Source organism: Nocardiopsis sp. NPDC006139 (assembly GCF_040614155.1).
In the GTDB taxonomy this organism is placed as follows: domain Bacteria; phylum Actinomycetota; class Actinomycetes; order Streptosporangiales; family Streptosporangiaceae; genus Nocardiopsis; species Nocardiopsis changdeensis.
The window spans coordinates 91959-109815 of the sequence record NZ_JBEXTT010000023.1; the positions used below are offsets into that span (position 1 = coordinate 91959).

Sequence of the window (17857 nt, forward strand, 5' to 3'; positions counted from 1 at the left end):
CGCGGCGGCGGCCGGTGGCCGTCCCGGACACGGGTGGCGGCCCCCGCCGCTCCGGGCCGCCCGGGGCATCGGGCGTCCTCCCGGGCGCCTAGGCTATGGGGGTGTTCGCTTCCCTCGTCTTCCCGCGTGTCCGAGGGCGCGCCGTGGCGGTCGCCGCGGCCGCGGCCCTGCTGTCGACCTCCGCCTGCGCTCCGGCCGAGGAGGAGGCCGCCCCGCCGCCCGGGGTGGCGGGTTCCGAGCGGGAGCTGAGCTTCACCGTGGACGGGATCGAGGTGTTCGCCACCCTCACCCTGCCCGCGGACACGTCCGGCCCGGTACCGGGCGCGCTGATCGTCTCGGGCAGCGGCCCCACCGACCGCGACGGCAACGCCGACATGCGCCCCGACGCGAACACCAACCTCAACTTCGCCCGCCTCCTGGCCGAGTCGGGGGTGGCCTCCCTGCGCTACGACAAGCTCGGCAGCGGCGAGACCGGACTGGGCGGCCTCGACCCGGACGCCCCGGTGGACCCGGACGTGTTCGACGCCCAGATGGCCGCGGCCTACGAGGCGCTGGTGGGGCAGAGCGAGGTGGACCCGGCCCGCACCGCGGTGGTCGGGCACAGCGAGGGCTCCCTCTACGCGCTGCGCGCCCACACCCTGGTGGACGCCGCACCGGCCCTGGTGCTGGCCGCCCCGGTGGGCGACCGCTACCTGGACGTGCTGGACCGCCAGCTCACCGAGCAGGTGCGCGCGGTCGAGGCGGCGGGGCAGCTCACCGAGACGGAGGCGGTGACCATGCTCTCCGACGCCCGCGCCGGTCGGGCCGCGGTGCGCGGCGGCCGGGAGGTCCCCGACGACCTCACCGGCGTCGTCGGCACCCTGTACTCGCCGCAGAACACCGGGTTCCTGGCCCGGATGGACCGGATGGACCCGGTGGAGCTGGCCGCGGAACTGCCCGAGGACACCCCCGTCCTGGTGCTGTGGGGCGAGGCCGACGCCCAGATCACCGGCGAGGAGGTGGACCGGCTGATGACCGGCCTGCCCGAGGCCGAGCGGGTGGACATCCCCGACGCCGACCACATCTTCCGCGTCTACGAGGACGGGCCGGGGGCGACGGTGCTGGACGCCGAGCGCCCCTTCGCCCCACAGGTCGCCCCGGCGCTGGCGGAATTCGTCGACACCGCCTGGTGACCGGCGGCGGACCGCGGTGACGGCGCGTCCGTCGCCGCGGCCCGATCCGCCGGGGCGGGTCAGTCGCCCTCGGCGGTGATCTCCTCGGGAAGGGCGTCCACGGTGGCGCGGGCGATCTCCTCGGCGCCGGCGGAGAGGCGCTCCTCGTCGGCGGGTTCGCGGCCGTCGTACCCGGCGGCGGCCGAGTAGCAGTTCTCCAGGTAGAGGTTGGACACCCGCACCGCCACGCAGGAGGTGGTGTAACCGGTCTCGTCGAGCCAGGTCACCGCCTCCTCCCCCAGGTCGTCGACCGGGGAGGTGCTCTGGGCCCCGGTGGTCTCGGCGAAGTTCTCCCGCGCGGTGACCACCCCGCCCGGGTTGGGCGCGGCCACCATGACGAGGGTGGCGGTGGCGGGGACGGAGTCGCCGTCGCCGCCGGGTGTGGCCCAGCGGCACTGCCAGCCCTGGCCGAAGGGGTCGGCGGCGCCGCCGACGGGCTCCTCCAGGGTGAGCTCGCGCTCGGGCACCCGGGCGTCCAGGGCCTCGGTCTCGCCGACCTCGCAGCCGGGGGCCGCGTCGTACACGCCGGTCTCGGGGTCCTCGCGGGTCAGCACGTACCAGGCGGCGCCGCCCGCGGCGGAGAGCAGCAGGAGGGCGAGGGCGACCACGCCGGCGGTGGCGCAGCCCCGGCTCTGCGGCTGGCTGGAGGGCACGGTCTCGGGCGGCTGCCCGGGGGGCATCACAGGGAGGCTCCGATCCGTTCGGCGAAGGCGACCGCGGTGGCCCGGCCCTCGTCGGGGGAGACGGGTTCGCCGCCGGTGACGGCCGTGTAGGAGACCCGGACCAGCAGGTTGTCGGCCCAGAAGGCGAGCTCGGTGTCGCCGGAGCCGCCGCGCCACACCAGGCCCCGGCCGGTGGACAGGTCCACGGTCTCAGCGGCGTCGGGGGCCAGCGCGGCGGCGGCCGCGCTCACCCGGTCCTCACCGGAGACGGGCTCCTCGGCGGTGGAGTCCGTGAACAGGGCGGAGTACTCCACCCGCAGGACGCCCTGGCGGGGGGTGTCGGAGGTCCCGGCGGAGGTCCACCGGCACACGGTGCCCTCGCCTCCGGTGAGCGGCCCGCGCTCGGCGAGGTCGCGGACCGCGCCGGGCAGGTGCTCGTCGAGCAGTTCTCCGAGGTCGCCGCAGTCGGGCGCGGCGGTGTGGACGTCCCCGGGGTGGGGTCGGTCCGGGTCGTCCTGTGCGGCCCACAGGCCGCCGCCGATCGCCAACGCGGACACCACCACCGCGCCCGCCGCGATCACACCCGCCCGTGCGAGGGGACCCAACCGGTCACCGCCTCCCTGTCCGGCCGCCGATCGACCGAGGTGCGACGGCGGCCGCGGGTCGCGGCCGCCGTCGCGGTGGTCAGCCGACGACGATGTTCACCAGTTTCGGCGCGCGCACGATCACCTTGCGGATCTGCTTGTCGCCGATGAAGCCCTGCGCCTTCTCTGACGCCAGCGCGAGCCTTTCCAGTTCGGCCGGGTCGATGTCGGGCGCAACGGACAGCTTGTCACGGACCTTGCTCTGCACCTGCACGACACAGGTCACGGTCTCCTGGACCAGCAGGGAGGGGTCGGCCTCGGGCCAGTTCCCGACGGCGACGGTGCCGGTGTGGCCCAGCCGCTCCCAGCCCTCCTCCGCCACGTAGGGGGCGAACAGGGACAGGGCGACGGCCACGAACTCCGCGGCCTCGCGCACCGCCGGGTCGGCGGCGCCGGGGCCGGAGTCGATGGCCTTGCGGGCGGCGGAGACCAGTTCCATGACGCGGGCGATGGCCACGTTGAACCGCTTGGCCTCGATCAGGTTGGTGACCTGGTCGATGGCGTGGTGGGTGGCGCGGCGCAGCTCGATGTCGCCGGCGGCCGGGTCGGCGCCGGGCTTGGATGCGGCACCGGCCTCGTTCATCACCCGGTAGGCCCGGTTGAGGAACTTCTGGGCGGCGACGACGGACACGTCGGCCCAGTCGACGTCCTCCTCGGGCGGGCTGGCGAACAGCATGGTCAGCCGGACCGCGTCGACGCCGTAGGCGTCGATCTCCTTGCCCAGGTCGACGCCGTTGCCCAGGGACTTGGACATGGCCCGGCCCTGGTTGATGACCTGGCCCTGGTTGGTCAGGCGGCGGAACGGCTCGGTGAAGGACACCATGCCCATGTCGTGCAGGACCTTGGTGAAGAAGCGCGCGTACATCAGGTGCAGCGTCGCGTGCTCCTTGCCGCCGATGTAGTGGTCGACGGGGCCCCACTCGTTGACCAGGTCGGAGTCGAAGGGCGCGGTGTCCAGGTGCGGCGAGATGTAGCGCAGGAAGTACCAGGACGAGTCCACGAAGGTGTCCATGGTGTCGGTGTCGCGCTGGGCGGGGCCGCCGCAGGACGGGCAGTCGACGTTGACCCAGTCGGTGGCGGAGGCCAGCGGGGACACGCCCTTGGGGGCCAGCTCGGCGCCCTTGAGCTCGGGCAGGGTGACGGGCAGCTGCTCGTCGGGGACGGGCACCTGGCCGCAGGCGGGGCAGTGGATGATCGGGATGGGCGTGCCCCAGTAGCGCTGGCGGGACAGCAGCCAGTCGCGCAGGCGGTAGTTGACGGTGCCGCGGCCGGTGCCGCGCTCCTCCAGGACGCCGATGATGCGCTCGATGGCCTCGGCCTTGGACAGGCCGTCCAGGGGGCCGGAGTCGCGCAGGCTGCCCTCGCCGGTGGTGGCGACGCCGGTCTCTGCGGGGTCGGGCTCGCCGGTCTCGACGACGACGCGCACGGGCAGGCCGAAGGCCAGGGCGAAGTCCAGGTCGCGCTGGTCGTGGGCGGGGACGGCCATGATGGCGCCGTGGCCGTAGTCGGCCAGGACGTAGTCGGCGGCCCAGACGGGCATGCGCTCGCCGTTGACCGGGTTCACCGCGTAGCGGCCCAGGAAGACGCCGGTCTTGGGGCGCTCGGTGGTCTGGCGCTCGATGTCGGAGAGCTTGGCGACCTCGGAGCGGTAGGCCTCGAAGGCCTCGCGCTGCTCGGGGGCGCACAGCTCGTCGGCCAGGTCGGCGTCGGCGGCCACCACGAAGAAGGTGGCGCCGTACAGGGTGTCGGGCCGGGTCGTGAAGACGGTGACCGGCTCCTCGCGCCCCTCGATGGCGAAGTCGACGTCCGCGCCGGTGGAGCGGCCGATCCAGTTGCGCTGCATGGCCAGGATCTCGTCCGGCCAGTTGCCGCCCTCCAGCTGGTCCATGTCGTCCAGCAGGCGCTGCGCGTAGTCGGTGATCTTGAAGTACCACTGGTTCAGGCTGCGGCGCACGACCTCGGTGCCGCAGCGCTCACAGCGCCCCTGGACGACCTGCTCGTTGGCCAGCACGGTCTGGTCCTTGGGGCACCAGTTGACCTGGCCGTCCTTGCGGTAGGCCAGCCCGCGGTCGAAGAACCGGGTGAACAGCCACTGGTTCCACTTGTAGTACTCGGGGTCGCTGGTGTGGATGCGCCGGGACCAGTCGACGGCGATGCCGTAGCGGCGGAAGGAGGCCGCCTGGGTCTCGATGTTGGCGTAGGTCCACGCGGCGGGGTGCGAGTCGTTCTTGATGGCGGCGTTCTCGGCGGGCAGGCCGAAGGAGTCCCAGCCGACGGGGTGCAGCACGTTGTCGCCGCGCTGGAAGCGGTAGCGGCCGATCACGTCGCCGATGGCGTAGGCCTCGGCGTGGCCCATGTGCAGGTCGCCGGAGGGGTAGGCGAACATGTCGACGATGTAGGAGCGGGGGCGGGTGTCGCCGGGGTCCTCGTCGGCCTGGAACGGGAGCTCGGCGGCCCAGCGCGCCTGCCACTTGTCCTGGAGGGCGCGGGCGTCGTAGGTGTCGCCCGTCGTCTGGTCGCCGTCTACCGCTGTCATCGCTGCTTGTTCCCTCGGGTTCGGTCGTACATGGGATCCGCGGACCAACATGCGAGATCCGTTCCCCCTCAGGTTATCGGCTGGGGGACCGGGACGCGGACGGGTTTCCCCGCCTGTGGACGGCGCCCCCGGACCGGCCGCGGCACCCCGCATTCGTCACGGTGCGTCACCTGACATTGCGTGAGATTACGGACCTCCTTCCCCTCCACACCGACTGTCCGGTTTGTTACTCTTCCGTCAACTCAGTCGTGAGAGTGGCGCAGAACACGCGACCCGGATCACACCCGGGTCCCGTTCCCTTGTCGTCCCTGGACACATCTGCCTGCGGGAGGCCCCATGCTCAACCTGTCCGTGGTCCTGGAGGACGGTGCCAGATCCGTCCCGGAGAAGGACTGCCTGGTCTTCGGCGATCTGCGCCTGAACTACGCGATCACCAACATGATCGCCAACCAGGTGGCCAACCTCCTCGTCTCCCGGGGCATCCGGCCCGGCGACCGGGTGGCCCTGGCCAGCCCCAACGTGCCGTACTTCCCCTTCGTCTACTACGGAGCGCTCAAGGCGGGCGCGGTGGTCGTCCCCCTCAACGTCCTGCTCACGCCGCGTGAGATCGCCTACCACCTGGAGGACTCCGGCGCCAAGGCGATCTTCGCGTTCACCGGCACCCCGGAGCTGCCGTTGGGCGAGCGCGCCTTCGAGGCGTTCGGCCAGGTGGACACCTGCGAGACCTACATCGACCTGCCCGCCGTCCCGGGGGCGACCGAGTCCGCCATCGAGGGCGCCCAGACCCTGTGGAAGGCCCTGGAGGGGCAGCCCGGCGAGTTCGAGACCGTCCAGGCCAGCTCCGACGACACGGCCGTCATCATCTACACCAGCGGCACCACCGGCAAGCCCAAGGGCGCCGAGCTGAGCCACAACAACCTGATGATGAACGCGGTCGTCTCCTCCAGCCTGGTCAACCCCCACCCGGACGGCCGCGACGTGGCCCTGGTGGTGCTGCCGCTGTTCCACATCTTCGGCCAGACCGTCATGCTCAACGCGGCCCTCTACCGGCACGCGACCCTGGTGCTGATGCCGCGGTTCGACGGCGACGAGGCCCTGCGCCTGATGGAGAAGGAGGGCGTCACCGGCTTCGCGGGCGTGCCCACCATGTACTGGGGCCTGCTCAACGCCGTGCGCTCCGCCGGCGAGGGGAAGTACGACATCAAGGCGATCGCGGACAACATCGTCGACGCGGTCTCCGGCGGCGCGGCGCTGCCCGCCCAGCTCGCCCAGGACTTCCAGGACACCTTCGGCGTCGGCATCAAGGAGGGCTACGGCCTGTCCGAGACCTCCCCGGTGGCGTCCTTCAACAACCCCAACGTCAAGGCCAAGACCGGCTCGATCGGCAAGCCGGTGTGGGGTGTGGAGATGAAGCTGATCGACCCGGAGTGGAACGAGGTCGTCAAGACCGGCGACGAGGACCCGGTCGGCGAGATCGCCATCCGCGGCCACCTGGTGATGAAGGGCTACCACAACCGGCCCGAGGTCAACGCCGAGGTGATCAGGGACGGCTGGTTCCGCACCGGCGACATCGCCCGCCGCGACGACGAGGGCTTCTACTTCATCATCGACCGCTCCAAGGACATGATCATCCGCGGCGGGTACAACGTGTACCCGCGCGAGGTCGAGGAGGTCCTGATGGGGCACGAGGCGGTCAGCCTCGCGGCGGTCGTCGGCGTCCCGCACGACACCCACGGCGAGGAGATCAAGGCGTTCGTGATCCTCAAGGAGGGCGCCGGGCTCACCGCCGAGGAGCTGACCGGGTGGGCCAGGGAGCGCCTGGCGGCGTACAAGTACCCGCGAGAGATCGAGTTCCGGGAGAGCCTGCCGATGACCGCCACCGGCAAGATCCTCAAGCGCGAGCTGCGCGACTGACCCCGCAGTGCGGACGAGGGGCGGGACCCGGCCGGGTCCCGCCCCTTCCCTTCGCCCCCGGCCCGCCCCCGGCCCGCCGCCGGGCCCGCTCAGCCCTTGACGGCGCCCTGGACCAGCCCGGAGGCCAGCCAGCGCTGCACGAGGACGAAGAAGACCATGACCGGCAGGGTGATGAGGGTGGACGCGGCCATGACGTGCCCCCACTCGTTGGCGTACTCGCCGAAGAACTGCCGCAGGCCCACGGCGACCGTGTACTTGTCGCTCTGCTGCATGAACGTCAGGGCGAGCACGAACTCGTTCCAGGCGATGATGAACGCGAAGATCGCGGTCGCCACCAGGCCGGGCGCGACCAGCGGGAACAGCACCTTCCAGAACATGACCGGCCACGAGGCGCCGTCGATGTAGGCGGCCTCCTCCACCTCCTTGGGGACCGCGGCCACGAACCCGCGCATCATCCACACCGCCAGCGGCAGCGACAGGGCGATGTAGACGATGCCCAGGCCCAGCACGGTGTTGAGCAGCCGGAGGTCGCGGACCTGGAGGAAGAGCGGGATGACCAGGGCCTCCAGCGGCACCATCTGGACGACGAGGATCATCACCAGGATCGCGGTGCGGAACCGGAACCGGAAGCGCGCCACGGCCACGGCCGCCAGCAGCGACAGCACGCACGCCCCGGCGACGGTGATGCAGGCGACCGCCAGCGAGTTGAGCATGTACGTCCCGAAGTCGCCCTCGGTCAGGACGTGGACGAAGTTGTCCAGGGTGGGGTCGCGGGGCACCAGCGTCCCGACGGCGGAGGTCATCCGGTCGGAGAACGCGCTGGCGAGCATGAAGTAGACGGGGAACAGGGTGAACAGCAGGATCGCGGCCACCCCGGCGGCCCGCCCGGCGAGCCGGGTCAGGCGCAGGGCGCCGCCGCGGCGGCGGGCCCGGCGGACCCGGCTCTCCCAGGCGGCGGCCGCGGCGGTGTCGGCCCGGGCGCTCAACGCAGTTCGTCCTCTCGGAACAGGGCCCGCAGGTAGACCGCGGTGACCGCCAGCAGGAGCAGGGTGAGGACCACGGCGATGGCAGATCCCATTCCGTAGTCCCTCTGGCCGAAGGAGCTCACGTAGGTCCACACGCCCAGGTTGAGCATCTCCGAGCCGCCGACCCCGCCGCCGGGCATCAGGTAGACCTGCGCGAAGACCTTGAAGTCCCAGATGGTGGACAGGATGGTGACGACGGCGAACACCGGGCGCAGGACCGGGAAGGTGACGTGCCAGAACCGCTTCCACGCCCCGGCGCCGTCCAGCAGGGCGGCCTCGTGCAGTTCACGGGGCACGGTGAGCAGCCCGGCCAGGACGGTGACGGCCACGAAGGGGAACCCGCCGTGGACCACGTTGAGCACGACGACCGCATAGAAGAACAGCCGGTCGGCGAACCAGTTGTACCCCTCGGGGCCCAGCAGGCCGGCGCCCTTGAGGGCCTGGGCGACGACGCCGCCGTCGACGTCGAAGATCCACAGCCACACGTAGGTGCCGCTGACGGCGGGCATGGCCCAGGCGACCATGATGCAGGAGACCACGACGACCCGGGTGACCGGGCGCAGCCGGGACAGCAGCAGGGCCACGAGGGTGCCCAGCACCACGGTGGAGACGACCGCGACCACGGCGAACCCCACCGTGTTGGGCAGGGCGACCCGCCACAGGTAGGAGTCGGTGAACAGGGTGACGTAGTTGGCCGGGCCGATGAAGTCCGACTCCCCCGACACCAGGTTGCGCAGCCGGTACTCGCGGAACGACAGCCACACGATCCGGGCGAGGGGGAAGAGCAGCAGGGCGGCGATGACCGCCAGGGCGGGGGCGAGCAGCACCCAGGGCAGCAGTGCGCCGCGCCGCCTCAGGCCGAGGGCGGGAGCTCGCCGCCCCCGGCCGGGCGGGCCGGCCGGCGCCCGGAGCCCCGGGCCCGTGCCGCCGACCGCCTGCCCGACCGGTGTTCCCACGTGTCAACCTCCGTTGAGGATGCGTTCGATGTCGTCGGCGGCCTGGGCGGTGGCGTCCTCCACCGAGGTGCCGTTGAGGATGGACTGCTGCATGCCGACCAGGACCTTCTCGGCCTCCACCTGGCTCCAGGCGGGTGCGGTGGGCACGCCCTTGCTCGCCTCCCCCAACTGGACGGCGTAGGCCTCCAGGACGGGGTCGGCCGAGGCGGTGAACGCGTCGACGCTCCCGGTGAGGCCGGGGAAGAACCCGGTCTGCTCGGCCCAGAGCATCATGTTGTCCTCGCCGGTGAGGTGCTCCACGTAGCTCCAGGCGGCCTCCTCGTTGCCGGTGCCCTCGAACACCGACAGCAGCGAGCCCCCGGCGAACGACGGCGTGTAGGTCCCGGCCTCCCGCCCCGGGATGGGGAAGGAGCCCAGCCGGCCCTCCAGCTCGGGGTTGTTCTCGACGATGGCCTTGGGGTTGGCGCTGCCGAGCAGCGCGATGGCGGCGTCGCCCTCGGAGAACGACTCCATGATGTTGATCTCGTTCCAGTTGACGGCGCCGGTGGTGGAGGTGCCGTCCTCCAGGGCCAGGCCGGTGAAGAACGCGATGCCCTCGCGCGCCTCGGGGGAGTCCACCCCGGACACCCACGTGCCGTCGTCCTCCTGGACGGCGATCTCGGCCCCGCCGCCCCAGATCCACGGCATGACCGAGTACTGGGCGTCGCCCGGCACCGGCAGGGCGACCATGTCCGGCTCGGCCTCCTTGATCTCCAGGGCGGTCTCGCGGAGCTCGTCCCAGGTCCGGGGCACCTCCAGGTCGTGCTCCTCGAACACGTCGGTGCGGTAGACCATGGAGCGGATGGAGGCGTACCAGGGGACGCCGTAGACCCCTTCGTCCAGGGCCCCCATCTCCATGAGGCCCGGCACGTAGAGGGAGGTGTCGACCCCGTAGGCGGACAGGTCGTGCAGGGCCCCGGAGTCGGCGAAGCCGGGGACGAAGGTGTTGCCGAGTTCGATGACGTCGGGCATGGTGCCGCCGGCGATGGCGGTGGAGATCTTGTCCTGGGCGCCGTCCCACGGGACGAACTCGACCACCACCTCGATGCCGGTCTCCTCGGTGAAGGCGGCGTTGACCTCGTCGAAGAAGCCGGTGGCGTCGGGGTTGGTGCCCTCCATGATCCACACGGTGAGGCTGTCGGTGTCACCGCCGCCGTCGCCGCCGCCTCCCGCGCACGCGGTCGCGGCCAGGGTCAGGGCGAGTGCGGCTGCGGGGAGCGGAACGTGCTTTCGGGTTCGTCTGCGGGCCATGGGCTCGCCTCCCGTTCCTGTCGTGGGTCCCCTCGGGGTTGGTAGGAAACCTACGTAAAGAACGGCTCGGAGTGAAGTAAACCACTCCATTTTGTGTCTGAGCTGTTAGGGGACGCCGCCGGCCACGCCCGGGAACCCCGGTGCCGCAGGGGTTTCCGGGGCTCCGGAGAGGCGTGCCGGAGGAGGGCCCGCCTCCCCCGGCCCCGCCCCGGGGCCCCGTGCCCCCTACTCGGAGAGGCCGGTCACCTGGCGCAGGGTGGAGATGAGCTCGGCGCGCTTGTACACCGCCAGGCCGATGGCGGCGGAGAAGGCGGCGAGCATGTGGACGTAGACCATGGGGTCGCCGCGGGTGAAGCGCTCGGCGGCCTCCTCCTCGCCCACCGTGTGGGCCTCCCAGGCGGTGGAGACCGCGAACTCCAGCTCCGGCGGGAGCATCTCCGCGACGGTGCGGGCCACGGCCTCCCGGGAGTCGGCGGGCTTCCACACCACTCCGGTCTCCTGGACCCGGCGGCCCAGGAACGCGGAGATGACGCGCAGCTCCGACTGCACCGCCCCGGCGTCGTCGGCCGCCCGCGGGATCACCCGCTCCAGCTCGTCCCGGTTGCGGTCGGCGTAGGCCGCGATCAGGTCGATCGCGGTGCGCTTGACGTGGTCCGGCTGGTCCGGGACGAGGGGGCCTTCCCCCCCGGCGTTCTCGGTCACGGGCACTCCTCGTAGGGTCTCGCGTCCATGATGCCGTGCCGCGGGCCGCGGCGGGGCGCGGACAGGCCGGGATCGCCGCGGGCGAACGGCGTTCCCGGCCCCGCCCCCTACTGGAACCGCGGGCGCAACGGCATGTGGGCGTCGGTGCCGTCGAGCTTGACGCCCAGGATCTGGTGGAGCTGCACCACGTTCCGCTCGAAGCCGAGCACGCACCCGGCCATGTACAGCCGCCAGACCCGGGCGGTGCCCTCGCCGACCTCGGCGACCGCCGCGTCCCAGTTCCGCTCCAGGTTGGCGCCCCAGTGGCGCAGGGTGAGCGCGTAGTGCTCGCGCAGGTTCTCCTGGTGCCGGATCTCGAACCCGGCGTCGTTCATGGCCGTCTGGATCTGCCCGGGCCCCTCCAGCTCGCCGTCGGGGAACACGTAGCGGTTGATGACCCCGTCGGTGTCCATCGGGGGCAGGTCGTTGCGGGGCCGGGTGATGCAGTGGTTGAGCAGCCGGCCGCCCGGCACCAGCTTGTCGTTCAGCGACGAGAAGTAGGAGGGGAGGTTGCGGGCGCCGATGTGCTCGGTCAGGCCGATGGAGCTGATCCGGTCGAAGCCGCCGTCGGGGACGTCCCGGTAGTCCATGTGGCGGACCTCGGCCAGGTCGGACAGCCCCTCCTGGGCGATGCGCTTGGCCGCCCACTCGGCCTGCTCCTTGGACAGGGTGACGCCCAGGGCCTTGACCTTGTGCTCGCGGGCCGCGTGCATGACCATGCCGCCCCAGCCGCAGCCCACGTCGAGCAGGCGCATGCCCGGCTCCAGGCCGAGCTTGTTCGCGACCAGTTCGTACTTGCGGAACTGGGCGCTCTCCAGGGCGCCGTCGTCCGCCTCCACCCGGTCCAGGACCCCGTCGGCGTCGTCGAAGACCGCGCAGGTGTAGGTCATGGACGGGCCCAGCACCAGCTCGTAGAAGGCGTTGGAGACGTCGTAGTGGTGGTGGATGGCCTCGGCGTCGCGCTGCTTGGAGTGGCGCCAGCCCAGCCCGGCCAGGCGGCCGCGCGTCACCTCCTGGGGCGGCGGGGCGACCCGGTTGACGAACTTGACCCAGCCCACGGAGCGGGCGATGGCCGCCAGGTCGCGGGCGGACACGTTGAACCCCTCCGCGAAGACGAAGTCGGACATCCGCCGGAGGATCGTGTACATGTCGCCCTCCACCTCCAGGTGCCCGGAGACGTAGGCGCGGGTCAGGCCCAGCGCGTTGGGCGACTGGGCCAGGTAGTTGACCGCGACCGGGGTGCGCACGTGCAGGTGGACGTCGCTGTCCGGGTCTCCGGAGGCACTGCCGTCGTAGGCCGTGAAGCGGATGGGCGCGTCGGGTCCCACGACGCGCTCGAAGATCTCGGCGAGCCGCATGTTCTTCTTTCCCTTCCTCTCGCGGACGCGGCCCGCTCCACGGGTCGCCTCCCGTTTCCGTGCGGTGTCATCCATTGCGTACGCACTTGGCGTACAGGTCGAGCAGCCTCCCCCGCGGGTCGTAGGTCTCCTTGAGGTCGGCGTAGGCGGAGCCGTTGTAGAGGCGCCAGAACTCCTCCTCGGTGTAGAAGGAGTCGGAGTACAGCGACTTGTGGCCGTCGAGCTCGGCGACGCGCTCCTCCACCCGCCGGTTGTGGTGGGCGCGGCGCTGGCCGGGCTTCATGTCGACCATGCCCCAGAAGCCGAAGTTGACGTAGAGGCGGTCGTTCTCCAGCGGGTAGAGCGGCCACACGTGGCCGCCGGGCTCCAGGCCGGCCCGGCGCGGCTCCTGCAGGCGCAGCGGGCACATCCACACCGGGGTCATGCCGATCTCCCCGTGGAAGAAGTCGAGGAACTCGGCCCCGCGCTCCACGCCCACCTCGATGTCCTGGATGAGGGGTTCCTGGGGGCGGCGGCCCCGGTAGTGGTTGAGCAGCCGGGAGAAGGCGGTGCGCCGGTCCCAGGCCACCAGCCTGCGGTAGACGTCGGAGCGCTTGAGGGAGCGCGGCCACAGGGAGCGCACCACCGGGTTCTGCACGCCGAAGGCGCGCGAGCACCAGAACCAGTCGGTGTCCCAGCGCCACAGGTAGTCGTGGACGGTGAGGTAGTCGCCCGGGCCGTTGTCGGCGTTGGCCTGGATGGAGCGGTAGTAGATCTCCTGCCCGGTGTAGTCGCTCGCCCAGGGGGCCCGGTCGGTGAAGCGGGCCACCGTCAGGTACAGCTCGTCGCGGGAGAAGGCGACGCCGTCGACGAAGTCGACCGGCTGTCCGTCGTGGGTGCGGTCGGCGCAGATGCGGGCCAGGGCGTCCATGGCCTCGGCCGCGTCGTGGAAGCGCAGGTGGCGCAGGTGCACGTACGGGGAGACGGGTTCCAGCTCGATGCGCAGGCGCAGGCTGTAGCCGAGGGTGCCGTAGGAGTTGGGGAAGCCGTGGAAGAGGTCGGCGTGGGCGTTGTCGCGGGTGGCGGTGACGATGTCGCCGGACCCGGTGAGGATCTCCATCTCCTGGACGGCCTCGTGCGGCAGGCCGTTGCGGAAGGAGGAGGACTCGATGCCCATCCCGGTGACGGCGCCGCCCAGGGTGATGGTGCGCAGCTGGGGGACGACGGTGGGCATGAGCCCGTGCGGGAGCGTGGCGGCGACCAGGTCCTCGTAGGTGGTCATGCCGCCGACGTCGGCCAGGCGCTCGACGGGGTCGATGGAGATGACGCCGGTGAAGGCGGAGACGTCGAGGGTGGGCGCGGAGGTGGGCTCGCGGAACCGGAAGAGGTTGGAGGTGGGCTTGGCCAGCCGGACCGGCGCGTCGGAGGGCAGGGACCGGTAGTCGCGGCGCAGGCGGTTGACCGCTGCGATGTGCCGGGCCAGCCCGGTGTCGCCGCCGGAGGCGGTGTCGCTGTTCGTTCCCTGCCGTTGAGGACTCATCCCTGATCCCGTTCCCGGTCGTGGCGCGCGCGAGTGAGGCACAGCGTGGAACGGTCGGATCCGGTCGCGGTGGGCCGGAAGTGACCGATCCCCTCAGTTCTACCTATCGGTAACGAAGGAGACCACCCCATTTATGTCGTGTCGCGGTGGAAACGGCCCGCCCCGGGGCCGCACCGCCGGTCAGGGCGGTGGGTCGGGTGGGGGACGGGGGCCCGCGGATAGGATCGGGGTTCATGCGCATCGCTGTCGTAGATTCCGGAATCGGCATGCTGTCCACCGCCGCGGCGCTGTTCGCCGCCCGGCCGGACGCCGAGCTGTACCTGTCCATGGATCCGGACCACATGCCGTGGGGGCCGCGCACCCACGACGAGATCGTCGAGCGCGCCCTGGCCGGCGCCCGGGCCGCCGTGGACGCGGCGGGGGGCGATGTGGACGCCGTGGTGGTGCCGTGCAACACGGCGTCGGTGCACGGGCTGGCGGAGCTGCGGGAGCGGTTCGAGCCGGGTGTGCCGGTGGTGGGGACGGTCCCGGCGATCAAACCCGCGGCGGCCGCGGGCACGCCGATCGCCGTGTGGTCGACCGAGGCGACGACGCGCAGCGAGTACCAGCGGCGGCTGGTGGAGACCTTCGCCCGGGGCGTGGACGTGACGCCGGTGGCGTGCGTCGGGCTGGCGGAGGCGGTGGAGTCGGCCGACCCGGGACGGATCGCCGACGCGGTCGCCTACGCCGCGGAGCGCACGCCGGGCCGGGTGCGCGGGATCGTGCTGGGGTGCACGCACTACGACCTGGTCGGTGAGGCGATCACCGAGGCCCTGAGGGCCCGGTCGGGCGCCGCGGCCGGGGTGGAGCTGTTCACCGCGGCGGACGCCGTGGCCGCGCAGACGCTGCGCCGTATCGGTGCCGCCGAAGACGTCGGGGCCGCCGGGACCGCAGCGGTCGGCGGGGGCCGGGTGCGGGTGCTGGCCAGCGGCCGCCCGGCGCGCCTGCCCGCGGCCGCCCTGGCCTATCCGGCCGGCCGGGCGCTGGCCGCCGGGGAGCCCTCTCCCGCCCGTTAGCGCGAACGGGCCCTGCCGCGGACGGGGCGGGGTCCGCGGCGGGTCGGTGTCGGCGGGTCAGCTGTGCGGGGCGAGCACGGCGGCGCGGTCGGCGGCCAGGACGTCGCCGGAGTGCGCGGGCAGGGCGCCGGCGGCCAGGGTGCGGACCAGGTCGCGCACGCCCGCGGTGTCGTTGTCGTGCAGCAGGGTCTCCAGCAGGGACAGCGCGGCGCGCTGGTCGCCGGGCCGTTCGCGGACGTGGCGCCACTGGGGCTCGGTGGCGGCGTCGGAGAGCATCAGGGTGCGGCCGACCTGGCCCAGCGCGGTGAGCAGCAGGGTGTCGTGCGGCCGGTGCTCCAGCGCGGCGTTGACCTGCTCGGCCTGGTTCTCCGGGTCGACCTCCTCGGCGGGCTGGGCGCGCAGGAAGTCCAGGATGCGGTCGGGCGGGGCCAGGGGGCGCACGGCCGGCATGGCGGCGATCATGGCGTGCACCTCGGCGAGGTCGCCGCGGATCTCCCCCGTGTTGGCGAGGTCGCCCATGAGGCGTTCGGCGCGGCGGGCGGAGCAGCCCGCCACCCACAGGGCGCCGCGCCCCACGGCCAGGCGGGCCGCGGCCAGGGCGAGTTCGGCGCCGCGCCGGGGCGCGCCCACGCGCTCGAAGTAGCGGGACCAGGTGGTGACGCGCACGCCCAGCCGCCAGTCGTTGCGGACGATGCCCTGGCAGACCAGGTTCTCCACCGCCTCCACCCAGGCCGGCCGCAGGGCCGGGTGGGCCTCGGCCTCCTCCACGGTGGGCAGGGGCGCCACGGCGTCGCGGGCCGGGCACTGGCCCAGGCGGGCCACCCAGGACAGCAGCCGGGCGCGCTCGAACCGGATCCGGCGGCGCAGGGCGGGCCTTCGCGGGTTGTTCGGCTCCAGCGCGAGCTCGGCCTCCATCCGGTCCAGCACCTCCAGTGCCTGGGTGTGCGCGTCGCGGTGGCGCAGGGCGCGGACCAGGGTGAAGATGCCGTCGGCGCCGAGCAGGGCGGGGCCGGTGGCGGTGTGCTCGTAGCGGCGCAGCTCGGCCTCGGCGCGCTCCGGGTCGCCCTCGTCGATGAGCAGGTGCACCCGGGCCAGGGTGAAGGCCGGCCAGGCGGGGGTACGCTCCCACCCGGCGAGGTTGCGCGACGACAGCAGTTCGCGGCGCAGGCCGACGGTGCCCGCGGCGTCGACGTTGGCGTGGCAGCGGACCAGGGTCTCCAGCGCGGAGACCGGCAGCGGCCCGTGGGCGTGCGGGCCCGGCGCGTCCTCGGCGGCGGCCACCGCGCGGGGCAGCGCCCGGCCGCCCTCGGCCAGGGCCGAGACCCGGACCGCCAGCGGCCAGTGGGCCAGGAAGAAGAGGGTGGCGGGGCCGAACACCCCGGGCACCTCGGCGTTCTCGGCGCCCGCCTCGGCCACCAGGCGGCGGGCGGTGCGCAGTGCGGAGCGGGCGACCGCCTCCACTTGGACGGCGTCACCCGCCTCCGCCAGTTCGGGCAGGCCGACGACGGCCTCGGCCAGCTCGGCCTGTCCTGCGTTGGCGAGTCGGCGTGCGGTCTCCCCCGCCCACGTCCACATCGGCATCATCGTCTCCCCCTGTAGTGCCGTGGGAACAGAACGTAGCAGCCGGTGTGCGGGCCTGTCCGGAAAACGCGTGAAACCGGTGCAGGACAGGCGGTCGAGGCCTCTGATCATGAAAGTCGCATCGATAGACTCGGGGCCACCCGACCGCACTACCTCTGTTAGGGGACAAGGACACCGATGGGATGGCGAGACCGCTTCGGCTTGCGCAAGGCCAATCGTTCCGGCAAGGCCCGGTTCGACCGCGCCACCGAGGACGGTGACATCAAGGCTCTGATCGAGTTCGCGCAGAGCAGGGTGGGCGTGGAGTTCTTCGTCGAGCCGGAGACCTTCGCGACCCAGACCACGGCGGTGGCGGTGGCCACCGACGGCGAGTGGATCCGGCGCCGCTGCGGCTCCCCCGCGGTCATCCGCAAGGTGGCGTCCAAGCGGGGCATCCCGGTGTACGACGTGCAGATCATGGGCTACCCCCAGCGGATGCGGGACTGGAGCGCCCGCAACAAGAACGGTCGGACCCTGGACTGATCCCGGCGCGTCCCGATCCCCCCTTCCCCCGACCGGATCCATGAGACGTAGGTCACCTTGTATGCGTACTCGGCGCCCCCGCCCTCCCCTGCGGACGGGGACGCGCCCGGACGAAGGAGGTGAGAACGGACACGTCGAGAACCGGGACCTGCCCACGCGAAACCCGTCACCGGGTCATTTTGGGCATTGATGACGAGTCCTTGCCGCGACTTCCTCACCGAACGGGTTCCCTAACGACCCGCATCCGTCGCATACTCACCTGGGAGGGGGGACTCTGATGAAGCAGGATCTCACGGCCCTGTGCTGCGAATGCGGCACGATTCGCGAGGTGAGCGACTACCAGAGTGTCGGCGAGGCCCAGTCCGCCTACGGACTGGCCCGGTGCGTCGTCTGGCGCAAGTGCCGCACCTGCAACCGTCGCACGTACCACGCCTACCTGCGCGCCGACGAGGACCGCGACGAGCTGGAGGACGCCCTGCGCCTGGACGGCGCGCTGGCCGCGGAGGCCCTGGACGAAGAGGTCGAGCAGCTGCGGCTGTGCGGGGTCGAGGTCGGCCACGCCCCCGTCCCCGCCATCTGGGACGGGCAGTCCGTGGGCATGGTGACGCAGCGGCTGACCGACCGGGCCTACTCGATCGTGCTGGACCCCGAGGCGTCGGTGGTCTCCCGGCTCAAGCTCATCGACATGATGTGGAACGAGCTCCTGGTGGGAGAGCACGACGACCGCTGGTTCATCCAGGAGGCCGAGAACGACTCCCCCGGGTACGCGGTCCGGCTCTTCGGCTACCGCACCCGCGGCTGACACGGACGTGCGACGGCCGGGCGCCCCGAGGGCGCCCGGCC

General features: G+C 72.3%; 15 protein-coding genes. 5 read left to right on the forward strand and 10 right to left on the reverse strand.

Going from position 1 to position 17857, the window contains the following annotated elements; genetic code table 11:
• The first annotated feature begins 101 nt into the window (after positions 1–101).
• Positions 102–1172, forward strand: coding sequence for an alpha/beta hydrolase (locus ABZ249_RS26220; RefSeq protein ID WP_355267977.1), 1071 nt, complete (start codon positions 102–104; stop codon positions 1170–1172).
• A 59-nt stretch (positions 1173–1231) separates the two neighbouring features.
• Here ABZ249_RS26220 and ABZ249_RS26225 read toward each other — a convergent pair whose 3' ends face one another.
• From ABZ249_RS26225 to leuS, 3 genes are all read right to left on the reverse strand, one after another.
• A complete protein-coding gene (locus ABZ249_RS26225) occupies positions 1232–1891 on the reverse strand; it encodes a hypothetical protein (protein WP_355267980.1) in 660 nt (219 codons plus the stop codon).
• On the reverse strand, positions 1891–2478 hold the full coding sequence (locus tag ABZ249_RS26230) for a hypothetical protein (protein ID WP_355267983.1): 588 nt from the start codon (positions 2476–2478) through the stop codon (positions 1891–1893). Before ABZ249_RS26230 ends, ABZ249_RS26225 begins: the two co-directional genes overlap by 1 nt.
• Positions 2479–2557: 79 nt before the next feature.
• Entirely contained in the window at positions 2558–5053 is a 2496-nt protein-coding gene (leuS, locus tag ABZ249_RS26235) for a leucine--tRNA ligase (RefSeq protein ID WP_355267986.1), read from the reverse strand.
• A gap of 336 nt (positions 5054–5389) precedes the next feature.
• Here leuS and ABZ249_RS26240 point away from each other — a divergent pair, with 336 nt between their 5' ends.
• Positions 5390–6967: a long-chain fatty acid--CoA ligase gene (locus tag ABZ249_RS26240; RefSeq protein WP_355267989.1), complete on the forward strand. Its 1578-nt coding sequence runs from the start codon at positions 5390–5392 to the stop codon at positions 6965–6967.
• An 89-nt stretch (positions 6968–7056) separates the two neighbouring features.
• On the opposite strand, the gene ABZ249_RS26245 is transcribed toward ABZ249_RS26240, so the two are convergent.
• From ABZ249_RS26245 to ABZ249_RS26270, 6 genes are all read right to left on the reverse strand, one after another.
• Positions 7057–7869: a carbohydrate ABC transporter permease gene (locus ABZ249_RS26245; RefSeq protein WP_355268020.1), complete on the reverse strand. Its 813-nt coding sequence runs from the start codon at positions 7867–7869 to the stop codon at positions 7057–7059.
• A gap of 80 nt (positions 7870–7949) precedes the next feature.
• Positions 7950–8849, reverse strand: a complete 900-nt coding sequence (locus ABZ249_RS26250; protein WP_355268023.1) for a sugar ABC transporter permease — start codon at positions 8847–8849, stop codon at positions 7950–7952.
• 102 nt (positions 8850–8951) lie between these two features.
• On the reverse strand, positions 8952–10238 hold the full coding sequence (locus ABZ249_RS26255; RefSeq protein WP_355267992.1) for a sugar ABC transporter substrate-binding protein: 1287 nt from the start codon (positions 10236–10238) through the stop codon (positions 8952–8954).
• A 225-nt stretch (positions 10239–10463) separates the two neighbouring features.
• Entirely contained in the window at positions 10464–10940 is a 477-nt protein-coding gene (locus ABZ249_RS26260; RefSeq protein ID WP_255646404.1) for a hypothetical protein, read from the reverse strand.
• Between the two features lie 107 nt (positions 10941–11047).
• Positions 11048–12337, reverse strand: coding sequence for a cyclopropane-fatty-acyl-phospholipid synthase family protein (locus ABZ249_RS26265; RefSeq protein ID WP_355267996.1), 1290 nt, complete (start codon positions 12335–12337; stop codon positions 11048–11050).
• A 67-nt stretch (positions 12338–12404) separates the two neighbouring features.
• Positions 12405–13856, reverse strand: coding sequence for an FAD-binding oxidoreductase (locus tag ABZ249_RS26270; protein ID WP_355267999.1), 1452 nt, complete (start codon positions 13854–13856; stop codon positions 12405–12407).
• Positions 13857–14089: 233 nt separating this feature from the next.
• Here ABZ249_RS26270 and ABZ249_RS26275 point away from each other — a divergent pair, with 233 nt between their 5' ends.
• Complete coding sequence (locus tag ABZ249_RS26275; protein ID WP_355268002.1) at positions 14090–14911, forward strand: aspartate/glutamate racemase family protein; 822 nt, start codon at positions 14090–14092, stop codon at positions 14909–14911.
• A gap of 57 nt (positions 14912–14968) precedes the next feature.
• On the opposite strand, the gene ABZ249_RS26280 is transcribed toward ABZ249_RS26275, so the two are convergent.
• Positions 14969–16492, reverse strand: coding sequence for a hypothetical protein (locus ABZ249_RS26280; protein WP_355268005.1), 1524 nt, complete (start codon positions 16490–16492; stop codon positions 14969–14971).
• Between the two features lie 177 nt (positions 16493–16669).
• On the opposite strand from ABZ249_RS26280, the gene ABZ249_RS26285 reads away from it, so the two are divergent.
• The gene (locus ABZ249_RS26285; protein WP_355268008.1) at positions 16670–17014 is read left to right on the forward strand and encodes a hypothetical protein; all 345 of its coding nucleotides are present in this window, start codon (positions 16670–16672) and stop codon (positions 17012–17014) included.
• A gap of 277 nt (positions 17015–17291) precedes the next feature.
• A complete protein-coding gene (locus ABZ249_RS26290; RefSeq protein WP_220559674.1) occupies positions 17292–17816 on the forward strand; it encodes a DUF6315 family protein in 525 nt (174 codons plus the stop codon).
• Positions 17817–17857: the final 41 nt, after the last annotated feature.